The 25,211-nt window shown below is 56.6% G+C and carries 22 protein-coding genes and 3 pseudogenes; 15 read left to right on the forward strand and 10 right to left on the reverse strand.

Annotated elements, in window-relative coordinates:
• From CBW42_RS15480 to nadC, 3 genes and pseudogenes are all read left to right on the forward strand, one after another.
• The coding region (locus CBW42_RS15480) for an FAD-binding protein (RefSeq protein ID WP_407922981.1) at positions 1 to 510 on the forward strand (510 nt) is incomplete at its 5' end.
• Positions 420 to 1,099, forward strand: a pseudogene (locus CBW42_RS15485) (FAD-binding protein). The gene CBW42_RS15480 and the pseudogene CBW42_RS15485, both read left to right, overlap by 91 nt.
• Positions 1,089 to 2,102 carry a carboxylating nicotinate-nucleotide diphosphorylase gene (gene nadC / locus CBW42_RS12635; protein ID WP_330395864.1) on the forward strand — a complete coding sequence of 338 codons (1,014 nt, stop codon included), beginning with the start codon at positions 1,089 to 1,091 and terminating at the stop codon, positions 2,100 to 2,102. Before CBW42_RS15485 ends, nadC begins: the two are co-directional and overlap by 11 nt.
• A gap of 86 nt (positions 2,103 to 2,188) precedes the next feature.
• Here nadC and CBW42_RS12640 read toward each other — a convergent pair whose 3' ends face one another.
• The 6 genes from CBW42_RS12640 to prfB all read right to left on the reverse strand — a co-directional run bounded on the left by CBW42_RS12640 (position 2,189) and on the right by prfB (position 5,578).
• The gene (locus CBW42_RS12640) at positions 2,189 to 2,560 is read right to left on the reverse strand and encodes a sulfite exporter TauE/SafE family protein (RefSeq protein ID WP_165761185.1); all 372 of its coding nucleotides are present in this window, start codon (positions 2,558 to 2,560) and stop codon (positions 2,189 to 2,191) included.
• On the reverse strand, positions 2,466 to 2,915 hold the full coding sequence (locus CBW42_RS12645; protein WP_133058319.1) for a sulfite exporter TauE/SafE family protein: 450 nt from the start codon (positions 2,913 to 2,915) through the stop codon (positions 2,466 to 2,468). Before CBW42_RS12645 ends, CBW42_RS12640 begins: the two co-directional genes overlap by 95 nt.
• Positions 2,916 to 3,051: 136 nt before the next feature.
• Complete coding sequence (locus CBW42_RS12650) at positions 3,052 to 3,519, reverse strand: PTS sugar transporter subunit IIA (protein WP_165761176.1); 468 nt, start codon at positions 3,517 to 3,519, stop codon at positions 3,052 to 3,054.
• Positions 3,520 to 3,852: 333 nt separating this feature from the next.
• The gene (locus CBW42_RS12655) at positions 3,853 to 4,212 is read right to left on the reverse strand and encodes a hypothetical protein (protein ID WP_087022207.1); all 360 of its coding nucleotides are present in this window, start codon (positions 4,210 to 4,212) and stop codon (positions 3,853 to 3,855) included.
• Positions 4,206 to 4,451: a hypothetical protein gene (locus tag CBW42_RS12660; RefSeq protein WP_087022210.1), complete on the reverse strand. Its 246-nt coding sequence runs from the start codon at positions 4,449 to 4,451 to the stop codon at positions 4,206 to 4,208. The genes CBW42_RS12655 and CBW42_RS12660 overlap by 7 nt, the downstream gene beginning before the upstream one ends.
• Positions 4,451 to 5,578: a peptide chain release factor 2 gene (gene prfB, locus CBW42_RS12665; protein WP_087022213.1), complete on the reverse strand. Its 1,128-nt coding sequence runs from the start codon at positions 5,576 to 5,578 to the stop codon at positions 4,451 to 4,453. Before prfB ends, CBW42_RS12660 begins: the two co-directional genes overlap by 1 nt.
• A 229-nt stretch (positions 5,579 to 5,807) precedes the next feature.
• On the opposite strand from prfB, the pseudogene secA reads away from it, so the two are divergent.
• A pseudogene (gene secA, locus CBW42_RS12670) lies at positions 5,808 to 8,638 on the forward strand (preprotein translocase subunit SecA).
• Positions 8,639 to 8,791: 153 nt separating this feature from the next.
• A complete protein-coding gene (locus CBW42_RS12675) occupies positions 8,792 to 9,706 on the forward strand; it encodes a hypothetical protein (protein ID WP_087022216.1) in 915 nt (304 codons plus the stop codon).
• A gap of 53 nt (positions 9,707 to 9,759) precedes the next feature.
• Here the strand turns inward: CBW42_RS12675 and CBW42_RS12680 are convergent, their stop codons facing one another.
• A complete protein-coding gene (locus CBW42_RS12680) occupies positions 9,760 to 10,674 on the reverse strand; it encodes a zinc dependent phospholipase C family protein (RefSeq protein WP_087022219.1) in 915 nt (304 codons plus the stop codon).
• Between the two features lie 273 nt (positions 10,675 to 10,947).
• On the opposite strand from CBW42_RS12680, the gene ychF reads away from it, so the two are divergent.
• The 5 genes and pseudogenes from ychF to CBW42_RS12705 all read left to right on the forward strand — a co-directional run bounded on the left by ychF (position 10,948) and on the right by CBW42_RS12705 (position 17,857).
• On the forward strand, positions 10,948 to 12,042 hold the full coding sequence (gene ychF, locus CBW42_RS12685; protein ID WP_087022222.1) for a redox-regulated ATPase YchF: 1,095 nt from the start codon (positions 10,948 to 10,950) through the stop codon (positions 12,040 to 12,042).
• Positions 12,043 to 12,228: 186 nt separating this feature from the next.
• A complete protein-coding gene (locus tag CBW42_RS12690; protein WP_087022225.1) occupies positions 12,229 to 14,049 on the forward strand; it encodes a VanW family protein in 1,821 nt (606 codons plus the stop codon).
• Between the two features lie 31 nt (positions 14,050 to 14,080).
• A complete protein-coding gene (locus CBW42_RS12695) occupies positions 14,081 to 14,878 on the forward strand; it encodes a DUF975 family protein (protein WP_087022228.1) in 798 nt (265 codons plus the stop codon).
• A 145-nt stretch (positions 14,879 to 15,023) separates the two neighbouring features.
• Positions 15,024 to 17,003 (forward strand): annotated as a pseudogene (gene metG, locus CBW42_RS12700) (methionine--tRNA ligase); the annotation flags it as partial.
• Between the two features lie 62 nt (positions 17,004 to 17,065).
• Complete coding sequence (locus CBW42_RS12705; RefSeq protein ID WP_087022235.1) at positions 17,066 to 17,857, forward strand: TatD family hydrolase; 792 nt, start codon at positions 17,066 to 17,068, stop codon at positions 17,855 to 17,857.
• Positions 17,858 to 17,946: 89 nt separating this feature from the next.
• Here CBW42_RS12705 and CBW42_RS12710 read toward each other — a convergent pair whose 3' ends face one another.
• Positions 17,947 to 19,221: an O-acetylhomoserine aminocarboxypropyltransferase/cysteine synthase family protein gene (locus tag CBW42_RS12710; protein ID WP_087022238.1), complete on the reverse strand. Its 1,275-nt coding sequence runs from the start codon at positions 19,219 to 19,221 to the stop codon at positions 17,947 to 17,949.
• Between the two features lie 174 nt (positions 19,222 to 19,395).
• Between CBW42_RS12710 and CBW42_RS12715 the strand changes: the two genes are divergently transcribed.
• The 4 genes from CBW42_RS12715 to CBW42_RS12730 are packed head-to-tail and all read left to right on the forward strand — an operon-like array spanning position 19,396 to position 22,143.
• Positions 19,396 to 19,620, forward strand: coding sequence for a DUF896 domain-containing protein (locus tag CBW42_RS12715; RefSeq protein WP_087022241.1), 225 nt, complete (start codon positions 19,396 to 19,398; stop codon positions 19,618 to 19,620).
• Between the two features lie 2 nt (positions 19,621 to 19,622).
• Complete coding sequence (locus tag CBW42_RS12720; protein ID WP_087022244.1) at positions 19,623 to 21,161, forward strand: HD domain-containing protein; 1,539 nt, start codon at positions 19,623 to 19,625, stop codon at positions 21,159 to 21,161.
• Between the two features lie 2 nt (positions 21,162 to 21,163).
• Complete coding sequence (locus CBW42_RS12725; protein ID WP_087022256.1) at positions 21,164 to 21,748, forward strand: HD domain-containing protein; 585 nt, start codon at positions 21,164 to 21,166, stop codon at positions 21,746 to 21,748.
• Positions 21,745 to 22,143 (forward strand): secondary thiamine-phosphate synthase enzyme YjbQ, encoded by a 399-nt coding sequence (locus tag CBW42_RS12730; protein ID WP_087022247.1) that lies wholly within the window; start codon positions 21,745 to 21,747, stop codon positions 22,141 to 22,143. The genes CBW42_RS12725 and CBW42_RS12730 overlap by 4 nt, the downstream gene beginning before the upstream one ends.
• Positions 22,144 to 22,213: 70 nt before the next feature.
• On the opposite strand, the gene CBW42_RS12735 is transcribed toward CBW42_RS12730, so the two are convergent.
• Complete coding sequence (locus CBW42_RS12735; RefSeq protein WP_087022249.1) at positions 22,214 to 23,050, reverse strand: DNA-3-methyladenine glycosylase family protein; 837 nt, start codon at positions 23,048 to 23,050, stop codon at positions 22,214 to 22,216.
• A gap of 144 nt (positions 23,051 to 23,194) precedes the next feature.
• On the opposite strand from CBW42_RS12735, the gene CBW42_RS12740 reads away from it, so the two are divergent.
• A complete protein-coding gene (locus tag CBW42_RS12740; protein ID WP_165761186.1) occupies positions 23,195 to 24,514 on the forward strand; it encodes a phosphodiester glycosidase family protein in 1,320 nt (439 codons plus the stop codon).
• Here CBW42_RS12740 and CBW42_RS12745 read toward each other — a convergent pair.
• The coding region (locus tag CBW42_RS12745; protein ID WP_133058320.1) for a Na/Pi symporter at positions 24,459 to 25,211 on the reverse strand (753 nt) is incomplete at its 5' end. The genes CBW42_RS12740 and CBW42_RS12745 overlap by 56 nt on opposite strands.

Consider the following 25,211-nt stretch of genomic DNA (forward strand, 5'->3'; position numbering starts at 1 on the left):
AACAACAAGGCATCGGTCGATATTATGATCCGTTCCTCGCAGCACATTGCGCAGGAGCTGGTGGATTACGGCGTGGATTTCCAGCGCGATGAGGACGGCTGCTTTGTCTTCACCCGTGAGGGTGCGCATTCGGAAAACCGCATCCTGTTCCATGAAGACCTGACCGGCCGTGAAATCACCGGCAAGCTGCTGGAGCGCGCGAAGGAACGCGAAAACATCCGCATCGAAGAACATACCACACTGGTTGATCTGCTGTGCGATGAAAAGGAAAACCGCTGCTGCGGCGCGTTGTGCGCGATGCAGACGGCACCATCCGTGAAATTCGTCGCGTGCGGTTGTACTGGCAACCGGCGGACTGGCGGCCTGTTCCGCTTTTCACCAATTTCCCGCACATTTCCGGCGACGCGCTGGCAATTGCCATGCGCCACGGCATTGAAATCGAGCACATCAATTACATCCAGATTCATCCGACCACACTGTACACAACCAAGCCGGGACGCCGATTCCTGATTCCGAGTCAGTGCGCGGCGAGGGCGCTTATCTGCTCAATGCAAAGGGCGAGCGCTTTGTCAATGAACTGCTGCCGCGCGATCTGCTCGCAAAGGAAATCGGCAAGCAGATGAAAATTGACAATCGCCCGTATGTCGAGCTTTCGGTTACGCATCTCGACCCAAATTTTGTCAAAAAGCGTTTCCCAAACATTTACAAGCAGTGTCTCGAGGAAGGCTACGACATGACAAAGGAGCCGATTCCGGTTACACCGGGGCAGCACTATTTCATGGGCGGCATCAAGGTCGATCTGGACAGCAAGACATCGATGGACGGCCTGTATGCGGTCGGCGAGACCAGCTGCAACGGCGTGCATGGACGCAATCGACTGGCGAGCAATTCGCTGCTCGAAAGCCTTGTATTTGCGGAGCGTGCAGCGAACCATGCGGCGGCTCATGTTTCTACTGAACAGCCTGTGTCGACGGAAAATATTGCATTTAATGCGGATGAGTATGCCGATATCGACCAGAGAAACCGCAAGGCGGTATTAGATGAAATCAAGCGAAAGGACGAAGCATTTTATGAGCAGTGGCTCCACTATGATTCTTAATATGGACCCGGCGATCCTCAACGCGCTGCGCGAGGACGTCACAAGCGAGGATGTCAGCACCAATGCCATTATGCGTGAGCCGCAGCAGGGCAAGGCAGAGCTGATCTGCAAGCAGGACGGCATTATCTGCGGTCTGGATGTTTTTGCCCGCGTGTTTGAGCTGCTGGAAAGCGGTTCGCATTTCGAGACCTCCTGTAAGGATGGCGACGAGGTGAAAAAGGGCCAGCTGATCGGCGTGATTTATGCCGATATCCGCACGCTGCTGACCGGTGAGCGCACCGCGCTCAACTTCCTGCAGCGCATGAGCGGCATCGCAACCAACACCAACAAGATGGTCAGGATTCTGGAAGGCAAGCACACCAAACTGCTGGATACCCGCAAGACCACACCGGGCCTGCGTATTTTTGAAAAGTATGCGGTTCGCTGCGGCGGCGGCACAAACCATCGTTACAACCTGTCCGACTGCGTCATGATGAAGGACAACCATATCTGTGCAGCCGGTTCGATCACCAAGGCGGTACAGATGGCGCGCGACTATGTCTCCTTTGTCACCCAGATTGAGGTGGAATGCGAGACACTTGAGCAGGTAACCGAAGCGGCTTCCTGCGGTGCAGATGTCATCATGCTGGACAACATGGACAACGAGACCATGCGCCAGGCAGTCAGGATCATTGACGGCCGCGCRAAGACCGAGTGCTCCGGCAATGTCACGGCAGAACGCCTGCTGGAAATTGCTGATATCGGCGTGGATTTTGTATCCTCCGGCGCGCTGACCTATGCGTCCCCCGGCGATGGACATTTCGCTCAAGAATCTGACGGCAATCTGAAAACGCATTTCAAAACGCATTATTGTATGGAAAAGCACATGTTTCTCCTGAAACAGGCGCTTTTTTGCACATATTCAGGTGAATGTAATGGTGAAAGAAATGCCGGCATCGCAGTGACTGGTTCAAGGCAAAGGCACGCTGGAATCCGTTTGGATTTCAAGTGTTTTTCACGATAAAGCGGCCCGCATTTGTAGAAATAGTCAAGATTTTCGACTGTTCAGATACGCCTGACAAGCGGGATGCATGTGGCSGGGAAGACAGTTTATCGTGACGTCCGACCCGGTGATTCGGTCTTTGCAAACAGCTCTTTGCATCCCAGCACCAGCAGCAGCACGCCGAATAACCGCCGCAGCCATCCGGTTGGAATAGCGCCGGCAGCGAGCGAGGCCAGCGGGGAGGTGATACAGSCCGCGAGTGCGCACCAAAGCGCCGCACGCATGTCAATCAGATGGTTGCGGAAGTGTGACACCAGTGCGGCAGGTGCACAGCACAGGAAATACAGCAGGTTGATGCCTGCGGCGGCGTACTGCGCCGTGCCCTCAAAGATGGTCAGCCACAGGATGAGCAGTGAGCCACCGCCGATGCCAAAGCCGGATAAAATTCCGGTCGCCGCGCCGRCGASRAACCCGCTCACAGCAGCAGCASCGCGCGCACACCGCCCCACAGAAGCAGCAGCGCAAATGCCTTGCGCAGSRGGGGACGGATGCTTTGGAAAACAGCAGGCCGGAGAGTATSCCGCCGACCACACCGCCGAGCAGATACGGTGCGGCATAAGACAGGGAAATACCGCCCTTCCAGAAATAAATGGCGGCACTCACCGCAGAAAGCGGGAAAATCACAGCCACCGAGGTAGCAAAGGCGGTTTTTTGCTGCATGCCGAGCCAGCCGGTGAACAGCGGCACAAGAAACAGCCCGCCGCCGGAACCAAAGAAACCGTTTGCGGCCCCGGCGCAGGCTCCGGTGACGAGGTATTTGGTGCGGTCAGTCATTTTACATCCCCCTTGTTTTGCATAGATTAGAAAAAGCACGCCGGGAGAAACGGCGTGCTTTTATCGTAAACAGAAAAGAGAGAGATTATTCAGTAAATGGGTGAAATTTACCGGATGAATGGCAGATGGAAGTCAATCAGCCGACAGATTCGCAGGACAGGATATTGGATTCACCGCGAATGACGTCGCCGCTGGTTACGTGAATGCTGGAGAGCGGTGCATTGGTGATGATGCACGGGAATTCGACCTGATAGCCGTGTGCGCGGATATCATCGACATCACAGGTGAACAGGGTCTCACCGGTCTTGACGGTCTGACCCGGCTCAACGCAGAAAGAAATCTTCGGATTGTGCATCTCACTGTCAACCTCAGCGCACAGCAGCATTTCAATGTCGCGGACGGTATCCAGAATGGTGACAGCATTCTTGGCTTCAGAAACGCGGCTGACAACACAATCGCACGGAGCGGAAACCGTGCCCTCACCGGAGGCCGGGAAAATGGCAACGCCATCGCCCAAAGCCTTGCTGCTCAGGGTCTTGTCATAGATCGCTTCAATCGGAACGCACTTGCCGGTAGCCGGGGAAACAAACTCATAGGTAGTCATAACAATCTTCTCCTCGTGAAGAAATTTTAGTATATTTATGGACGTATGCTGCGTCTTTGCTTTTCGCAAGAAAGAGTTTCGCATAAATGACCCATCTTTTCAATAGGCAAGTTTCACAACGAAAAAATGAATTTTAAAATTGTGCTGTGCGGGTTGACGAAAGCACACGTTTGTTATCAAACAGGACGAAAATCTGTTGAATAGATACAAAATAATTCGGCTTGTTTTATACAGTGTGCACAGTTTTAAAGAAAAACACCGCATAAGTCCATGCGGGCAAAGCAAAAGCCGGAAGGGGGAATTTTCCCGCCTTCCGGCTGTGTAAAAGCTGTGTCAGTCCTGCCTGGTGAGCATGCTGCTGACGCCGCTGTCCAACAGGGCGTTCAGCTCTTCTGTGAGTTTTTGCGCACTGTCCGGGACGGGCGCGCCACTCTCCTCCAGTGCTTCCACACCGTAACGCAGCTGGTCGAATGCATCGACGGCATCCGGCAGCAGCCCGACGGCGGCAGAACGCAGGGCTTCACTGTTCTGGTTTTTGTCCGCGAGCAGCTCGGTCACCGTGTCTGCCATGGAACCAAACGATTCGGCAGCATTGGAAAAGTGTTGCTGTACTTCGGAAAGACCCTCCGGTGCGTCTGCGGCGGCGAGTGCCTCCATCGGCGAACGGATGGCTTCGATGGCGTCGATCAGCACCTCGCGGTCAGAGCTTCCGCCTGCTGCTGCTTCGCCATGCGGTCGAGCAGGCCGGCCTCCATTTCATACAGTGCGTCAAAAGAATCCGTCAATTGAGCGCTGTACGCTTCGAGCTGCTGCTGGCGCTCCAGTTCTGCCTGATGCTGGTTCCATTTGCTCACGCCTGCCATGGCGCATACGCCGATGACGGCGGCGCACACAAAGCAGAGCAGAATCGTGACTGCGGTTTTCCGGCTCATCACTTGGTCTCCAGCTCACCTGTGGCCTGTGCGGTCAGGTAAGCGTTGATGAATCCGTCGATATCGCCGTCCATGACAGCGTCGATGTTGCTGTTTTCAAAGCCGGTGCGTGTGTCCTTTGCCAGCGTGTACGGCATGAAGACATAGGAGCGGATCTGGCTGCCCCATTCGATCTTCTTCTGGTCGCCCTTGATGTCGGAAATTTTGTCGAGGTGCTCGCGTTCCTTGATCTCGACCAGCTTTGCGCGCAGCATTTTCATACAGTTCTCACGGTTCTGGAACTGGCTTCGCTCGGTCTGGCAGCTGACGACAATGCCGGTCGGCTTGTGGATCAGGCGGACGGCAGAGGACGTCTTGTTGATGTGCTGGCCGCCTGCGCCGGACGAACGGAATACCTGCATATCGATGTCCTCCGGGCGGATGTCGACTTCCATGTCGTCATCGATTTCCGGCATGACCTCGACTGCGGAGAAGGAGGTATGGCGGCGGCCGGACGAGTCAAACGGCGAAATGCGAACAAGGCGGTGTACGCCGGACTCACTCTTGAGGAAGCCATAAGCATTTTCCCCCTCAATGAGGATAGAAGCGGACTTCAGGCCTGCGTCATCGCCTTCAAGATAGTCCATGATTTTGTACGTGAAGCCGTGGCGTTCGGTCCAGCGGGTGTACATGCGGTACAGCATCTCGCACCAGTCCTGTGCCTCGGTGCCGCCTGCGCCCGCATGGAACGACAGGATGGCATTGTTTGCGTCGTATTCGCCGAGCAGCAGCGTTGCCAGCTTGCGGCGATCGAGCTCGTCCGCCAGTGCGTCATAGCCCTCGCGCAGCTCGTCCAGCATGGATTCGTCCTCAGCTTCGATTGCCAGCTCACACAGTGTCAGCAGGTCTTCCTGCTGGGTGCACAGGTTCTGATAGCCCTCGAGCTTGTCCTTGAGCGCCTTGGTGCGCTGCAAAATCTTCTGCGACTTTTCCATGTCATCCCAGAAGCCCGGCTCACTCGCGCGGTTTTCCAGCTCCTCCACCTCTTCTGCGGTGTGCTCGAGGTCATACGCCTGTCCCAGCTCCTGGATGGCGGGCTCGAGTGCGGTCAGCTTCTGCTTATATTCTTCAAATTCAATGAGTGCCAAAACAAACTCCCCTATCAATACAATGCGGATTTTTCGTGTTCTTAACTAGATATTATAGTAAAACCGGCAAAAGAAGTAAAGTTTTTTTTGCGCATGGCCGGAAAAAGCCCCCATTTAACAAAAAATTGATTTTTCTCCAAATGATTTTGTGTTATAATGCAAGGTGAATGACCAGCGAAATACCGGAAACGGCGTTTTGCGGCGGATTTTTAGAGAGGAACTTTTACGAATGGCTCGTTTTTTAGAAAAACTCTTCGGCACGCACAGTGACCATGAGCTCAAACGAATCAAACCGATTGCAGACAAGGTGGATGCACTCGAGGAACAGTACCGCGGGCTGACCAATGCACAGCTGCGCGCAAAGACGGACGAATTCAGACAGCGCTACCAGAACGGTGAGACGCTGGATGACCTGTTGCCGGAAGCATTTGCAACCATGCGCGAAGCGGCCGGACGTGTGCTCGGTATGCGCCATTACCGCGTGCAGATCATCGGCGGCATTGTCCTGCATCAGGGCCGTATCGCTGAGATGAAGACCGGTGAAGGCAAGACGCTGGTGGCAACTCTGCCTGCATATCTGAATGCCATCGCAGGCAAGGGCGTGCATATTGTCACCGTCAACGATTACCTGGCAAAGCGAGACAGCGAGTGGATGGGAAAGGTCTACCGTTTCCTCGGCATGACCGTCGGACTCGTCATCCATGACGTCCCGCCGGATCAGCGCAAGGCGATGTATCAGGCGGATATTACCTACGGCACGAACAATGAATTCGGCTTCGATTACCTGCGCGACAACATGGCAATTTACAAGCAGAACATGGTGCAGCGCGGGCATCCGTTTGCCATCGTCGATGAGGTCGACTCCATCCTGATCGATGAGGCACGCACCCCGCTCATTATTTCCGGACGCGGCGATAAGTCCACCGACCTGTATCAGCAGGCGGAGAACTTTGTCTGCCGCCTGAAGAGCTATCGCATCAAGGAAACCGATGACAAGCTCGACCTTGAGGCGGAGGGCGAACGCCTGCGTCTCGAAGAGGAGGAGCGCAAGGCAAATCCGGATAAGGCGAAGCCGATGACCGACGAGGACCGTGAGATTCTCGCACAGCTGAATGCGGATTATGTCGTCGATGAAAAGGCGAAGACCGCTGTCCTGTCCGCCGTCGGACAGAAAAAGGCGGAGCAGTATTTTCATGTCGAAAATCTCGCGGATCCGGAGAACTCCACACTTGCACATCATATCAATCAGGCGATCCGTGCGCATGGCATCATGCACCGCGATGTCGATTATGTTGTCCGCGACAATGAGATTATCATTGTCGATGAATTTACCGGCCGCCTGATGTTCGGACGCCGCTACAATGAGGGCCTGCATCAGGCAATCGAAGCGAAGGAGCACGTGCAGGTACAGCGCGAGAGCAAGACGCTCGCAACCATCACGTTCCAGAATTATTTCCGCCTGTACGGCAAGCTGTCCGGCATGACCGGTACGGCGCTGACCGAGGAGGATGAGTTCCGCGAGATTTACAAGCTGGACGTCATTGAAATCCCGACCAACCGCCCGATTGCACGTATTGACAATCCGGACTGCGTCTACCGCACCGAACAGGGCAAATTCCATGCGGCAATCCGCAAGATCAAGGAATGCCACGAAAAGGGTCAGCCGATTCTGGTGGGTACGGTTTCCATCGACAAGAGTGAACTGCTGTCCAAGATGCTCAAGCGCGAGGGCATTCCGCATAACGTGCTGAACGCGAAGTTCCACGAGAAGGAAGCGGAGATTGTCGCGCAGGCAGGCCGTCTGGGTGCGGTCACCATTGCGACAAACATGGCAGGCCGCGGCACGGATATCGTGCTGGGCGGCAACCCGGAATTCATGGCAATCGATGCCCTGCGCAAGGCGGGCTTTGACGAGGCGGTGATCGCCGAGGCGAACGGCCATGCAGATACCGAAGACCCGGAGATTCTGCACGCGCGCGAGGAATTCCAGCGCCATTATGATACGTTTAAAAAGCAGACCGATGCGGACGCGGAACGCGTGCGCGCGGCGGGCGGCCTGTGTATTCTCGGCACCGAACGCCATGAATCGCGCCGCATTGACAACCAGCTGCGCGGCCGCGCCGGACGTCAGGGTGACCCGGGCGAGTCCAATTTCTACATTTCCATGGAGGATGACCTGATGCGCCTGTTCGGTTCGGAGCGCGTCATGGGCATGCTGGATAAAATGGGCATGGATGATGAGACACCGATTGACCAGAAGATACTGTCCGGTGCGATCGAGAGCGCACAGAAGAAGGTCGAGTCGCGCAACTTCGGCATCCGCAAAAATGTCCTGCAATATGACGATGTGCTCAACACACAGCGCGAGGTCATTTACAAGCAGCGTCAGGATGTGCTCGATGGCCGCGACCTGAGTGAATCCATCCTCGTATGGTCGACAGTGTCGTTGCGACAGTTGTCCATGGCGTATTGGGTGAAAAGTCCTATGTCGAGCCGCAGGATGTGGAGAACATCAAGCGCCATTTCCTCGGTCAGTTCCTGAAACCGGATGACCTGACTTATACCGACGCGGAGATCAACGATCTGACGCCGGATTCCCTGACCAATGAGATTTGTGACATCGCGCATCAGGTCTATGCGGCGAAGGAAGAGGAGCTGACGCCGAACATCATGCGCGAGCTGGAGCGCGTCGTCCTGCTGCGCAATGTCGACGAGAAGTGGATGGAGCACATCGATGCGATGACCGAGCTGAGAAACGGCATCCGCCTGCGCGCCTATGCGCAGCGTGATCCGGTTGTCGAGTACAAGCGCGAGGGCTCGGAGATGTACGACGAGATGATTGCGATGATCCGTGAGGACACCGTCCGCATGATGTACACCGCGCGCGTCCGCGTCCATGAGGAGCCGAAGCGCGAGAGGGTTGCGGAGGAAACCGCGACATCGGGCGACCAGACCGTGAAAAAGACACCGCAGAAAGCGGTTAAAAAGCCGGGACGCAATGACCCGTGCCCGTGCGGCAGCGGGAAGAAATACAAAAAGTGCTGTGGGCGCAATGCATAAAACACAGATGTCCTGATACAGGCAGGGCGGCAGTACAGAGGTGCTGCCGCCCGCTTTTGTGAAAAAATATTCCACAGGTGGGGAAATCTGTGCTATACTGGACAGAAGAAATTGGGAAAACGAACCTGTTTTCCGTTCTGGAGGAATTCCATCATGAAACGCAATTGGATGTATCTGATATTGATTGTGCTGGCGGGCGCGGCGGGAGCCATACTGCGCGGCAGGAGCCTGCTGTACGGCTGTGAGCCGGAAACCGGGCTGCCGGTTTCCGGATATCTGCCTGCGACGGCGCTGGCTGTACTGACGGTCTGCGTGATTGTCCTGTTTGCTGTACTCGGTCGCATGTGGTTCGGAAAGGCGGATGGCTGTGCATTTGAACAGCTGTTCAGCGGCATGGGAAAAATTGCAGGCGTGCTGTGTGCCATAGCAGCTATCGGGATGATCCTGTTCAGTGGCTTCAGTATCGCACAGATGCCTGCACACCTGATTGAACAGACGGTTGACCTGAATGGCAGCGTGGTATATCCGAGCACACTGATTGTCGTGGCGGTCGCGGTGCTGTGGGTGCTGGCACTGTGCTCGGGCATTTCGCTGCTGCTGGCTGCTGTCGCACAGCTGCGCGGCGCAGCGGTGAGCCGTCAGATGGGCCTGTATTTTACCATCCCGATGTTCTGGTGCTGCCTCGACCTGATTATGCTGTACCATGAAAACAGCGGCAATCCGATTACCTCGGAATACAGCTATGCGCTGCTTCTGGTCATCGCGGTGATGACGGCGTTTTACAGCATCGGCAGCTTCCTGTTTTCGGCCAAAGGCTCGGCGGCGCGGTTTTTCGCGTCGGCTGGCGTGGTGCTGTATCTGGCGTGCACACAGATCGGCGGTACAGCGGCATGGTGCGTGCTGTCGGAGGGGGGCTTTTACACCCAGGTCGGCGTGACCGGCACGATGCGGCTCGCGGTATATGCCTGTGCGGCGGGATATCTGCTGGTATATCTGGTGCATGCGCTGCGCCGTGTGCCGGAAATCAAAGCGGTACAGGAACCGGCAGAACAGGAACAGACGAAATAACAAAAACTGCCTTCCAGCGGTGCGATGCATCGGCGGAAGGCAGTTTGTTTTTGTTATCGTTCGGGCAGTCCGAGAAAGTTGAGCTGGAACAGCTCGTCCGGCAGCGGTGCGCCGGTCTGTACAGCGTCATAGCACACATCCATGAGCTGGGCGGCGAAGCGCTGTGCCTGATCGAAAATCTGGAAATAATCGGTGTAACGGCGCATATGCGGTGTCGCGGCATCGATCCATGCGCGGTGGTTGAGGTTCAGGCAGTCGGCATCCAGCGGATGGGTCGGACGGATGAGACTGGAGATCGCGCCGGGCGAGCCGAGCCGTGTTTCCAGCCAGCTGACAGCGGCCGTGCGCCGGCCGCTTTTGTCGTGCAGCATGCGCTGCATGCGCAGCATCGAGCGCATACACGATTTGACCGTCTTGGGCGTGACACGCGTGCCGTATACGTTCCAGACCGCATGCGACAGCAGCGGTGCGACGGCGTTGATACATTTGGCGTCGCAGGACAGCAGGACATAGGAGCGGAAATCCGCACTCCCGCCGGGATGGATGTGCTCGATGAGCGCACGGTCCAGCTCCGCCTCGCACAGGTTGTGCAGCGCGGTGTGCGACATACATGGAAACAGTGGATCAAGCCGGTAATTGGCCATATATGTGACGAACGGATGCGCAGAACGGTCAAGGATATAATGACAGCAGAAACCGAGCAGATAGGCCGTGGCCTCCGGTGTATTCTGGCGGGCGCATTCTGCGGTCAGCGCGGAGAAGACACGCGCTGTGCGCTCACTGTGTATGCGATGTCCGGTGCGACAGATGTGATTTTCATACAGAGGTTGGTAATAATACAGGATATCCGGTCCCTGTGCACCCCAGCGGAAAGCCATCGGTGCGGCAGCGGCGGCGTTTGCCAGATACGGCTGTGCCTGCGAAAGGGCGGCTGTGGAAAAACTGTGGTGGGAAACAAGTGCAGGCATGATGAACAATACCTCCAAATCGAGCTTGCGAATAAGATCAGCCCAAAACCCGGATGGTTGTTTGGGTTCTGACTCTATTATAGGATTGTTTACACAGAATGTACACAATCGCAGCTTCCAAAAATGCGGGTCGAAAACCGTTGCAATTCCGTTACACTGACCACATTTCGACACTTGCCAGCGAAGAATAACCGGTGTATACTATAAAAGTATGTAAAAAAATCCATCAGGCGGCGGGCTGTCTCCCGGCTGACATAGAAAGGAACGAATGCAATGAAACTTGGTATTGTCGGACTGCCGAACGTCGGCAAGAGCACACTGTTCAATGCCATCACGAACGCCGGTGCGGAATCGGCGAATTATCCGTTTTGTACGATTGACCCGAACGTCGGCATGGTCAGCGTCCCGGACGAGCGTCTGGATAAGCTGACCGAGATGTACCATCCGCCGAAGACCATTCCGGCCGTTGTCGAATTTGTCGACATCGCAGGTCTGGTGCGCGGCGCGTCCAAGGGTGAGGGTCTGGGCAACAAGTTCCTGTCCCACATCCGCGAGGTCGATGCGATTGTGCACGTTGTCCGCTGCTTTGAGAACGAGAACATCGTCCATGTCGAGGGCAGCATTGATCCGGAGCGCGATATCGAGACCATCAACCTTGAGCTGATTCTGTCGGACATGGAGCTGCTTGAGCGCCGCATTGAGCGCTCGAAGAAGCTGGCGAAGGGTGACAAGAAGTATAACGAGGAAATCGAGGTATTCGAGCGCCTGCACGCGCACCTGGAGCAGGGCAAGACTGCCCGCACGTTCCCGGAGTTTGAGGAATATCAGGAGCTGATCTCCACGGTTGACCTGCTGTCGTCCAAGCCGGTCATTTATGCGGCAAATGTCGATGAAAACGGCTTTACCGGCGATGAGGCGGAAAACAGACGTCTGGAAGCGGTTCGCCGTATTGCAGAAGCGGAGGGTTCAATGGTTCTCCCGATCTGCGCGCAGATGGAGCAGGACATTGCCACGCTGGAGGACGATGAGAAGGAGCTGTTCCTGTCCGAGCTGGGTCTGGAGGAATCCGGCCTTGACCGCCTGATCCGTGTCTGCTATGACTTGCTCGGCCTGATGAGCTTCCTGACCGCAGGTCCGAAGGAGGTACGCGCCTGGACGATCAAGAAGGGCACACGCGCACCGCAGGCGGCAGGCAAGATCCACACCGATTTCGAGCGCGGCTTCATCCGCGCGGAAGTGATTTCATATGATGACCTGATGGCGTGCGGCTCGATGGTCGCCGCCAAGGAGAAGGGTCTCGTCCGTTTGGAAGGCAAGGATTATGTCATGCGAGACGGCGATATTGTTGTTTTCCGCTTTAATGTTTAAAAGCCCCGCTGGAGTGTTTTGCCAAAATGTAGAAAAATACATCAAATAATTGCCAAATTGTTTCGGTTTTGTAATTGTATTTTTCCTTGCAATGCACTATGATATTCTTACACGGCTGCATGCAATGCCGTGGAACCGGTATACTGAAACGACATTTCATTTGCTAAGCAGGAGGGCTAAGACTGCATGAAAGAGAATAAACAGTCCGGCGCAGCACCGGAGCAGAATGGTGTGGAGGAATCCACCAAGGGCTTTCCGGTTGTGACCGAACAGGACGAGGCGAATGCCGCGTCATTTGAGATGAAAAAAAGAAACCCGGATGGCAGCTGGGTTGCGGCGACGCCGGTGCATGTGACCGACGGCGGTGCGGAGCCGGCGGCAGAGGAGCAGTCTTCGGCACAGGAGCCGGAAACTGCCGCGGAGGCTGAACCGGCCGAGGCCGTTCCGGAGGAACCGGTGAAGGAACCGGAAAGCGCGGCGCCGGAAGCTGCTGAGCCGGAGGAAGAACCGGAAGACGAACCGGAGGAAGAAGTATCGAAAGAAGGCACACAGCGCAAAAAATCGAAGGGCAAGCGCATCGCGGCGGTAGTTGCCGGTGCGGCCGCGGTTGTCGTGATCGGTTTCAGCGCATATGTGTACAGCTACGGCGGCATTTTCCCGGGTGTCCGCGTTGCGGATTCCTACAAGCTCAGCGGGATGACGCAGGAAGAGGCACAGTCGTACATAGCCGGAGAGGTACAGAACGGCATTTTCGATAAGGAAATCAAGCTGACCGGAAAGGACCTCGGCACGGATTCCGAAAAGGAATACACCATCAAGGTGTCTGACGTTGCGGAAGCAGTCGACGGCGCGACCTCTGCACAGCAGGCGTATCTGATCGGCCGTGAGGGCAATTACTTCCAGCGCGTCGGCACAGTGCTCAACAGCATGTTCAGCGGCTGGGATGTTTCGCTCAATGTAACCGTAAAAGACGGTACGATTGCCGCAAAGGTGGATGAAATTGCCGCAGACCTGACCTATGATCCGGTACAGCCGAGCTGGCAGGTCGATAAGGAAAAGGCCGAGCTTCAGGTTGACACAGGCAAGCAGGGCCTTGGCTTTGACAAGGAAAAGGCAGTCAGCGACCTGACCGCCAAGGTGCAGGCCGTCGATCTGGAGGACTACACCATTGAGACCTATGCAGTCGATCAGGAGAAGCCGGACGCCAAGGCGATTGCCGAGGACGTCAACTGTGATCCGCAGAATGCGACTGTTGACAAGTCGGACGGCAAGACCGTTCTCGAGGCGGTAGACGGCGTCAAGGTGGAAGAAAGTGCAATTTCCTCCGCCATCGGCGATGCGACGGAACAGACCTATACCATTCCGGTTGAGCTGACCGAAGCGAAGATCAAGAAGGCGGATCTTGAGCCGGTGCTGTTCCGCGACACGCTGGCATCTGCAACGACCTATTACAACGGCGGGCAGGCATCACGTACCACCAACCTCCGTCTGGCGGCGAATGCGTGCGACGGCACGATTCTGAACCCGGGCGAGGAATTTTCGTACAACGATATCGTCGGTGAACGCACTGCGGCACGCGGGTACAGATCTGCGATTATCTTCCAGGATGGCCAGGAGGTCGAAGGCCTTGGCGGCGGCGTCTGCCAGCCGTCCTCGACGATCTATATGGCGACTCTGCGCGCGGACCTCGAGGTAACTGAGCGCTACAACCATCAGTTCCAGGTCACCTATACGCCGGTATCTCAGGATGCGGCGGTTGCCTGGGGCAGCAAGGACTTTAAATTTGTCAACGACACGGATTATCCGATCAAGCTCGATATCAGTGTGGGCGGCGGCACGCTGACCGTCCGCATCATCGGCACCAAGACGGTCGACAAGGAGGTTTCGCTGTATGCGAAGACCTATGCGAGCGGCAAGTACAAGCACGCAACGCTGTACAAGACCGTCACGGTCAACGGCGAATCCACCACAAACAAGGAAAACAGCAGCTCGTATCTGCTGAAATAATCTGCGCGGTGTCGCGCCCGGGAGGAAGCATATGGGAAAACAACATGCGGACAATGTATTTGGCAGCAAGCTCGCCGCCAAACAGGACATTGCAGCATCGCTGTGGCCGATTCTGGGCGCGACACTGCTGTATTTGATTCCGGGCGTACTGCTTTCGCTGGTCTTACGAACGGCGTGCTTTGATGCGGATGGCGCGCTGCGCGAGCTGTCTGACATGCGGCTGCTGGCGTATGCGGGGGCGTACCTGCTTGCCACGCTGCTGATTGACAAGCCGCTGTATTTCGGCCTGACACAGTTTTATGCACTGCGGCGCGCAGGTGCCCATCCGGCGGCAGGCATGGTGACCATGTGCCTCGGCTCAGGCAGGCTGTATGCAAAATCCATCCGGCTGACGCTGGTGCTCGCGCTGTTCTCGGCGCTGTGGGCGGTGCCGCTGGCAGCTGTGGCATACGGTGCGGTTTATGCCGTATCTCTGGTGCTGCCCAATTCTCTCGGACTGTTTCTGAGCTGGGAAATTGTCATCGTTGCAGTGTTTCTGTATGCCTGCATGGTGGTGCGGTATCAGTGTGCGTATACACTGCTGGCAGAGCGGAAAGACCTGGGGTGCTGGCGCGCAGTGCGCATGGCGGCGGAAACCTTCCGCGGGCATAAGCGCGAGGTGCTCAGCCTGCTGCTCAGCTTCTGTTTCTGGTTCCTGCTGACACTGATGCTGGGTGGTATTCCGATGATTTATGTTTATCCATATTTCATGCTGTCCGTCTATCATCTGTTTGACCGCATCCGGGGCGTACAGATCCGGGTGGCACCGCCGGAGGCGGATAAAGAATAAAAAAACCGGAACGATTCGGGCACAGCAGGCAAATATTCTGCTGTGTCCGTTATTTTTTTCGGCAAAACGGGGAAATTTTTCAAAATAACTTGATGTTGCGCCCTGTTTTGGTATATCATGAAAAAGAAAGAATTTTGAATGCGAAGGAGAGATTCCATTGGAGAAGAAACCGTTTTATATAACAACCCCGATTTATTATCCATCGGATAATCTGCACATCGGTCACTGCTACTGCACCGTCGCAACCGATACCATGGCGCGCTATAAGCGCTTGCAGGGCTATGATGTCATGTTCCTGACCGGCACGGATGAGCACGGCCAGAAGATCGAGGACAAGGCAAAGGAAGCCGGTGTCACCCCGCAGCAGTTCGTTGACAACATTGTCAGCGGCATCAAGGATCTGTGGAAGCTGATGAACATCTCCAACGACCGCTTTATCCGCACCACGGATGACTACCATGTCGAGGCGGTACAGAAGATTTTTGAACGCCTGAAGAATCAGGGCGATATCTATAAGTCGGTCTACAAGGGCAAGTACTGCAAGCCGTGCGAGTCGTTCTGGACGGAGGCACAGCTGGTGGACGGCAAATGTCCGGACTGCGGCCGTGAGGTCGTCGATGCGGAGGAAGAAGCATATTTCTTCCGTCTGAGCAAGTACGCAGACCGCATCATCAAGCTGTATGAGGAGAATCCGGACTGGCTGGAGCCGGCATCCCGCGCAAACGAGATGCTCAACAACTTCATCAAGCCGGGTCTGGAGGATACCTGCGTATCGCGAACCTCGTTCAGCTGGGGCGTTCCGGTCACATCCGACCCGAAGCATGTCGTTTACGTCTGGATTGATGCGCTGACCAACTATATCACCGCACTGGGCTATGAAAATGACAAGTATCATGATTTCGAGAAGTTCTGGCCGGCAGATGTCCATTTCATCGGCAAGGAAATTGTCCGTTTCCACTCCATCCTGTGGCCGGCAATGCTGATGGCACTTGACCTGCCACTGCCGAAGAAGGTTTACGGTCACGGCTGGCTGCTGCTGGACGGCGGCAAGATGTCCAAGTCGAAGGGCAACGTCGTTGATCCGGTATTCCTGTGCGAGCGCTATGGCGTGGATACTCTGCGCTACTTCCTGATGCGTGAATTCCCGTTCGGTTCCGATGGCGTATTCTCCAACGAAGCGCTCATCAACCGCATCAATTCCGATCTGGCAAACGATCTCGGCAATCTGGTATCGCGCACCGTTTCCATGGTCGAGAAATATTTCGACGGCACGCTTCCGGCAGAGCAGGCAGCAGATGACCTCGACAATGAGATCGTCGCAATGGCATCCGGCCTGCGCGCGCGCTATGAGGAGAAGATGGAAGCCTATGCCTTCCAGGACGGCCTGATTGAGATTTTCAAGGTCATTTCCCGTGCGAACAAGTATATCGATGAGACTGCTCCGTGGGTACTCGCAAAGGATGAGGCAAACCGCCCGCGTCTGGCGCGCGTCATGTACAACCTGCTGGAGACCATCCGAATCTGCGGCGTGCTGCTGACCCCGTTTATGCCGGATTCCGCGGAGAAGATCCGTGCCCAGATCGGTGCTGCCGAGGATGTTTATACCTGGGAGGCTGCCGGTATCTTCGGCAAGCTGCCGGCTGACGTCACTGTCTGCAAGGGCCCGGCACTGTTCCCGCGCATCGACATGAACAAGGAGCTGGAATTCCTCGAGAAGCGTCAGGCAAAGCAGATTAAGGAAGCACAGAAGAACGCCAAGAAGGCGGAAAAGGCAGAAAAGAAGGCGGAGGACAAGCCGGAAGGCGTTGCCATCGGCATTGACGATTTTGCAAAGGTTTCGCTCAAGACGGCAAAGGTTGTCGCCTGCGAGCCGGTCAAGAAGTCGGATAAGCTGCTGTGCCTGCAACTGGAGGTCGGCGAAGAAAAGCGCCAGGTTGTCTCCGGTATCGCACAGTATTACAAGCCGGAAGATATGATCGGCAAGACGGTTGTGCTGGTTGCCAACCTCAAGCCTGCCAAGCTGCGCGGCGTGGAGAGCCAGGGCATGATTCTGGCAGCTGACGCACCGGAAGGCGTCAAGGTGATTTTTGTCGACGGCATCCCGTCCGGCTGCACCATTCGATAACACATGCAATTCAGACAGCGGCTCTGCTCCAGAGCCGCTGTTTTCCTACAGGGAGGGACGCTATGTTGTTTGATACACATGCACATTACGACGACGACTGGTTTGACACCGACCGCGAGGCGCTGCTTGCGTCTATGCCGGCGCATAACGTCGGGCTGATTGTCAACCCCGGCTGTACGGTGGAAACATCCGAGACAGCAATCCGTCTGGCGGAGACACATGACTTTATGTATGCCGCTGTCGGCATCCATCCGGAATACAGCATGGGCGTGACACAGGCGGACATCGACCGCATTCGTGAACTGTCCGCTCATCCGAAGGTCAAAGCCATCGGCGAAATCGGGTTGGATTACTATTGGGAAAAGCGTTCGCCGGAGACCACACCGCCGCGCGAGAAGCAGAAGCAGCTGCTGCGCGCACAGCTGGAGCTGGCGCGGGAGGTCGGGCTTCCGGTCATCATCCATGACCGCGACGCACATGAGGACTGCCTGAACATCGTGAAGGAATATGACGACCTGCGCGGCGTGTACCACTGCTATTCCGGCAGTCTGGAGACGGCGCAGGAGATTTTAAAGCTCGGCTGGTATCTTTCATTTACCGGTGTCATCACCTACGGCAAAGCAAAAAAAGCGCGGCATATCATTGAACATTTGCCGATGGATCGTATCATGATCGAGACGGACAGTCCGTATCTGACCCCGGAGCCGGAACGCTTACAGGCAAAGCGCGTGCGCAACAGTTCGCTGTTTGTCCATCGCGTCGCGGAGCGCATCGCGGAATTTCAGGGTCTGACCGTTGAAGAGGTGGAGCGCATCACGACAGAGAATGGCAAACGGTTCTTTGCGATTGACTGAACAGACGAACCGTTCGCCGGTATATTTGTGCAAAAAAGAACTGCCATCCGAATCGGATTTCGGATGGCAGTTTTATAGATTGGGAAAGCTTATTCAGCGATGGCTGCAAAGGCCTGCTTGATGTCGTCCAGAATGTCTTCGACATTTTCCAGACCGACCGACAGGCGGACGAGGCCCGGCGTGATGCCGCAGGCAACCAGCTGCTCGTCGGTCAGCTGGCGGTGCGTTGCTGTCGCCGGATGCAGAATGCAGCTGTGGATATCCGCAACATGTACCTCGAGCGATACCAGCTTGAGGCTGTCGATGAACTTCGCCGCGCGGTCGCGTCCGCCCTTGATGGAGAACGAGATGACGCCTGCCGTGCCCTCCGGCAGATACTTTTCTGCGAGTGCATGGTACTTGTCGGATGCGAGACCCGGATAGTTGATAAACTCAACATCCGGCTGCTGCTCCAGATATTCCGCGACGGTCAGGGCGTTCTTGCTGTGCTGACGAATGCGCAGCGGCAGCGTCTGCAAGCCGAGATCGAGCAGGAATGCGCCCATCGGGGTCTGGCAGGTGCCCATGTCGCGCATCAGCTGGACGCGCGCCTTGGTGATATAAGCGGCTTCGCCGAACGCTTCGGTGTAGCGCAGGCCATGATAAGAGGCATCCGGCTCGGTCAGTCCCGGGAACTTGCCGGAAGCGCCCCAGTCGAACTTGCCGCTGTCAACGATGACGCCGCCCATCTGTACGGCATGGCCGTCCATGTACTTGGTGGTGGAGTGTACGATGATATCCGCGCCGAAGTCAAACGGACGGCACAGGATCGGCGTTGCAAAGGTATTGTCCACAATCAGCGGAATGCCATTGCTGTGGGCAAGCTGTGCCATCTTTTCAATGTCGAGCACAGTCAGTGCCGGGTTTGCAATCGTCTCACCGAAAACAGCCTTTGTGTTCGGCTGGACGAGCGCCTGAAGCTCCTCAAGCGATGCGTCCTCGTCGATAAAGGTGACCTCAATGCCCAGCTTCTTGAGCGTGACGCCGAACAGGTTGAACGTGCCGCCGTAAATGGCAGAGGAGCAGAGAATGTGGTCGCCGGCCTGCGCGATGTTCAGAATGGAGAGCATCGAAGCGGCCTGACCGGACGAGGTGCACAGTGCACCGACGCCGCCCTCAAGTGCGGCAATTTTCTTTTCCACGGCGTCGACTGTCGGATTGCCCAGTCGGGTATAGAAGGCGTCACCTGCCGTCAGATCAAACAGCGCGCCGACATGCTCGGTGGAATCGAACGTAAAGGTCGTGGACTGGTAAACCGGCAGTGCGCGTGCGCCGCCGTTGCCCGGCTCATAGCCGGCATGGATACAAGCGGTTTCTGGTCTCATGGAGAAAAACCATCCTTTCCTGTTATTTGAAAACGTTTGCACATTGTTTTTATTTTATAACGGTAACATATGTCGGAAACTGTGTCAAGCGTTGGCACATCCGTACTTGCCATAGATGGTGGAAAACGATATAATAAAACCGAAACAGAAACAAAAATCGGAGGGAATCCACGTATGGATCAGCAGAAAATCAGCCGCATCAATGCGCTCGCCAGAAAATCCAAGGCAGAGGGCCTGACCCCGGAGGAAAAAGCGGAGCAGAAGCAGCTGCGGGACGAATATATTGCAGAATACCGTGCCAATCTCAAGGCGCAGCTGGACAACACCGTTATTGTAGACGAAAATGGCAACAAGCGGAAGCTGAAGCAGAAAAAGCCGTACAACGGGCTGCGGCATTGACGATGGAACAGGTGGAATTTGACCTGCCTGCATCGATCCGCATGGCGCTGGACAGGCTGGAAGCGGCGGGATATCCGTCGTATGTGGTCGGCGGCGCCGTGCGCGACCAGCTGGCGGGAAAGCAGCCGCACGATTATGATGTGTGCACGGCGGCGCGGCCGGAGCAGGTGGAGCAGCTGTTTGCAGACCAGACGGTGATTGAAACAGGGCTCAAGCATGGCACTGTGACCGTCCTTTTGGACGGCATGCCGGTCGAGATCACGACCTTCCGCACGGAGGGCGCGTATTCCGACGGCAGGCGTCCGGACAGTGTGTCGTTTGTGGATGACATTGAACGGGATCTTGCGCGGCGGGATTTTACCATCAATGCGATGGCGTGGAGTCCGGTGCGCGGCCTGTGTGACCCGTTCGGCGGACAGGCGGATTTGCAGCGTCGGTGTATCCGCTGTGTTGGCGATCCGGACACGCGCCTGAAAGAGGATGCGCTGCGCATCCTGCGCGCGCTGCGGTTTGCGGCTCAGCGGGGGTTTGTCGTCGAGCCGGTTACAGCTGCGGCGCTGCACCGCAACCGGGAACGGCTGGCACAGGTCTCCGCCGAGCGCATCACCGCCGAGCTGCTGCAATTGCTGTGCGGCGCGCATGTCGGCGCAGTGCTGATGGAATTTTCTGACATTATCGCGCAGATTTTGCCGGAAATTCAGCCGATGATCGGGTTTGACCAACACAATGCATATCATAAATATACGGTGTGGGAGCATTCCGTGCGCGCGGTGGAGGGCATCCGCCCTGACCCGCTGCTGCGTCTGGCAGCGCTGCTGCATGACGTCGGCAAGCCGGACACATTCAGCCGCGATGAGCGCGGCGTCGGGCATTTTTACGGACATCCCGCCCGCTCGCGCGAGTTGGCGGAACAGATGGTGCAGCGCCTGCGTCTGCCGGTACAGATGGAACGGCAGCTGTTGTATCTGGTGCGGCATCATGACACGCCGCTTGGAAGCAACACGCGCCATGTGCGGCGCAAGCTGGCAGTGCACGGAGAAGAGACCTTCCGCGCGCTGCTCGCCATCAAAAAGGCGGATGGCATCGGACAGGGAACGACGCCGCAGAATCTGACGGAACTGCTGGAAACAGAACGGTTGTTAGAGCAGGTGCTCACAGAGGACAGCTGCCTGACGCGCCGCGATCTTGCGGTGAACGGGAACGACCTGATTGCATGGGGTGCCCGCGGCGCGCGCGTGGGGTATTACCTGTCCGCTATGCTCAATCGCGTGCTGGATGACCCGTCATGCAACACACGTGAACGGCTGCATGCGGTTTATGATGGACTGCGGGCACAGGAGAGCTATGTCGAGCTGACCGTCAACGGCATGAGTGCGCGCTGCTGTGTCAGGCAGGTTCGGCAGCTGCTGGCAGGCATTCCCGATATTACACGGACGGATATCACGCTGGACAGCGGACGCATTGTCGTATACGGCCGGCATTTGCCGCTGGAGCAGATCCGCGAGGTTCTGGCAGCGGCCGGATATGAGGTGGCAATATGAGCTTGGATTACAGACAGATTTTTATTGACCAGTACAAGGCAAATATCACGCGGCGCGGCGCAGACCGCCTGCTTGAATGGCTGCTGAGCACGGACTTTTTCACCGCGCCCGCATCCACGCGTTTCCATGCCGCCTACGAGGGCGGATTGGTGGAGCACAGCCTGAATGTCTACCGCATCATGATGAAGAAGCACTTTGTCGAAGGGGAGGACGACCCGGAGAGCGCTGCGATCTGCACGCTGCTGCACGACATCTGCAAGGCAGGGTTTTATGAGGTCTCGTTCCGCAACCGAAAAAATGATGCGGGAGTATGGGAAAAGGTGCCGTATTATACGATCAACGACAAATTTCCGTATGGACACGGTGAAAAATCCGTGTTTCTGATTGAGCGTTTTATGCGCCTGAAAAATGAAGAGGCAGTTGCGATCCGCTGGCACATGGGAGGCTTTGACGACGCGGCGAAATCCGGTTCATTTGCCATCGCGCATGCGTATGAGAACTATCCGCTTGCGGTCAAGCTGCACCTGTCCGATCTCGAGGCAACCTATCTGTGCGAGAACCGCAATCCGGAGGAGGAAGAGTCATGAAAGCGAAGAAATTTACCCTGAAAACCCCGCGAGAGGGCTTTTTGAACATCACGCAGAGCGTGCGTGAGACCATCCGCGAGAGCGGCGCAAAAAGCGGTGTTGTCGTCGTCTGGTGCGCGCACACAACGGCAGGCATCACAATCAACGAAAATGCCGACCCGGATGTTGTGCGCGACATGCTGCTCGGACTGGACAGGGCATATCCGGATCGCCCGGAGTTCCGCCATGCGGAGGGCAATTCCGCGGCACACCTCAAATGCTCTGCGATGGGCGTGTCCAAGACCATCCCGTTCGAGGACGGCAATATGCTGCTCGGTATTTGGCAGGGCATCTATTTTTGTGAGTTCGACGGACCGCGCACCAGAAATTATTACGTAAAGGTCATCGAGGGATAAACAGATTAAGACGAAAACGGCAGCAGCGAACTCGCTGCTGCCTTATGTTGTCTCACCGGATAGGAGAGCGTTATTTCCCAAGCTGATGCTCCCGGACATAATAGAAAAAATACTGCTGGTACACGCCCGCGAACGGGCTGTCGATGAATTGCTTCATGTCGCCGCTGTAAGATGCGGCGGCTTTTTTCATCCAGGTATCCACCGGAAATGCGTCCAGCCTGTGCAGGCCGAACAGCAGGAAGCAGTCTGCAACCTTTCGTCCCACCCCGCGCAGCTGCATGATGTACCGGCGGGCATCTTCCGTCGGCAGACCGCGCAGCGTGTCGAAGGAAAGTGCACCGGATTCGATCGCCTGCGCGGCGGCAATCAGATATGGGGCACGGTAGCCTGCGCGCAGCGGCGCAAGGTCATCCGGTGACAGGTCTGCCAGCGCGTCCGGAGTCGGAAACGCATGCAGCGTCTGCCCCTCGAACGAAATCGGCTGGCCCCAGCCCGTGCACAGCCGCTGGACGATCGCCGCGATGCGCGGAATGTTATTGCACTGTGAGATCAGGAATGTGCACAGCGCCTCCCATGGCTCCTGGTTCAGGATGCGGATCCCTGCGCCGAATTCCGCCGCTGCTGCCGTAAATTCGTCTACCGCAAATGACTGGCAGATGGATGCATAATCCGTATCGCAGTCGAAATAGCCGCGCCACAGTGCGTCAAACTGCGCGCGCGTGCCGGTGATGCACAGCGCGCCGCCGTCATCCCAGACACGGGCTGCCCTGCCGCGTACCACGCCGCGCCAACTGCCGTCTGCCTGCTCCTGCCAGCGGAAGCACTGCCCGCAGGTAAACGTCTGCCGCGCGGAAAACCGGCTGTCACTGCGGATTTCGATGTAGGTTTCGTGTTCGGTGATCTGCATGATGGAACCTCCTGTTTTGTGCCAAGTATAGCATAGATTTGGGCGCGGACACAAGAAAAACACATGGGTTTGTGTAGTTTGCCGTAGGATATGGCGGAAAACTGTGCTATAATAAGACACCAACAGTATGCGAGGGGTGAACCAGTGAACGGGGAGCAAAACCGGAATGATTCCGGCTGGGTGTGTCTGGAAGAAAAGACGGCAGGCGCGCCCGCAACAAAAAAACGGCGGATCTCTGCGCCGAAAAAACAGAAAAAGCTGCGCCGAGGCAGGCGGAAAGCGCGGAACAAACGCCACATCCTGCGCGGGACGGCAATAACCCTTGCGGGACTCGCCGCGCTGTACTGCGTGCTTGTATTCTCACATATCCCGTTGATCGAGAAGTGGCGCACGATTTATATCGAGACTGCAATGGGCACGATGAACCACCAGTGGCTGGCGACGATGTTCCTGCCGCAGTCGGTCATTGACGATGTTATGAGCGGACGCATGACGATTGAACTCCGGCAGGAAGAGTATAACAGCAGCTGGGACACCGGAACGGACACCTCATTCGATGACACGGGCGAAGAAGCGGTCGATACCTGGGATGATATCCGCGAGCAGTTCTCTGAGGCATATGCGGAAATTGACCAGAAGTCGTTCTGGGCATATATGGCAGCACATAAGAAGAGCGATGTGCTGGATGAAGACGGCTATCTGATGATCGACCAGGCGGATTATGATGAAGAGGAGACCGGGATTCAGACAATATATGGCGACCCGGTGTGTGCCATTGATACGCGCAACGGCATTGTGATTGTCGGACTGAAGGGCGACGGCTATTCCGGCCGCATGGCGATTGTCAAAAATCCCGGGCAGGTACGGCTTGCTGTGTCGGATACGCTGGGCAGCTCGGGCAGCTATCTGAAGCAGATCTGTCGCAGCACCAATGCCGTGCTCGGCATCAATGCGAGCGGTTTTTCTGACCCGGAAGGTACAGGCAACGGCGGCGATGTGTTTGGCATGGTTGTTTCCGGCGGGCGCACGGTGATTGACACGCTGGATACAAAGATGAAGGTCATCGGCATGGACAGCGGCAATCGGTTGAATATTTCCAGTACGTTGCCACGCGGCACGCGTGATGCCATGCAGTTCAGTCCGGCACTGATCGTCAACGGGAAACAACTCATCAGCGGTTCTTCCGGCTGGGGCTTGCAGCCGCGCTCGGTCATCGGGCAGACGAAGGACGGTCAGATGCTGCTGACCGTGATCGACGGGCGGCAGCCGGGATATTCCATCGGCATTACACTGGGCGATCTGACCGATATTCTGTATCAGTACGGCGCGTATCAGGCGTGCAATCTGGACGGCGGTTCGTCCGCTGTCATGTATTACCGCGGGCGCAACATCACGCGTTCTTCGGCGGTTACGCCGGACAAGGGGCGACACATTCCGAATGCATGGATTGTTGACGCAAATTGAACATCGGGCGATCAGGCAGCCTCTCGCGTTTGCGGGGGCTGTTTTGTGTCATGTGCGCGAGGATGACGCGACGCAGCGGCAGGAAGATGCCTGCGGCGGCGAGGTTGCACGCGAGATGTACCCATGCAATTGCCGCGCTGTCGGCGGGGATGCTCAGCCATGCAGGGCATATCTGCCGGATGATGAGCAGCAGAGGGAATACGGCTGCTGCGCCGATGACATTGAACAGCAGGTGCAGCAGGGCGGTCTGTCGGGCGGCGCGTCCGGCGCGCAGGCTGGCGAGCAGAGCGGTGACGCAGGTGCCGATGTTCTGTCCCAGAATGACCGGCACAACGCTGCCGAGCGAGAGCATGCCGGAGGAGGAGATGGTTTGCAGCAGCGCGATACAGGCGGACGAGCTTTGCAGGATGGCTGTGATGATTGTGCCCGCGAGAAGCCCCGACAGCGGGGAAGCGCACTGCGCGAGCAGACGCGCAAACAGCGGGGAATCGGAGAGCGGTGCGAGCGCATCCTGCATGTGCGCCATGCCGGTCAGGAGTGCAGCCAGTCCTGCGCCGATGGACAGAATCGGAGGACAATGCCTGCGCAGCAGGACGGGGAGCAGCACAGCGAGCGCAAGCAGCGGCTCGATGCCGTGGAATACGCCCATCCATCCGGCATGCAGCCCGATGTGGATGAAAAATGCGGTGGTACAGGT

It is taken from the genome of Butyricicoccus porcorum, from assembly GCF_002157465.1.
GTDB classification, from domain to species: Bacteria; Bacillota; Clostridia; order Oscillospirales; family Butyricicoccaceae; genus Butyricicoccus_A; species Butyricicoccus_A porcorum.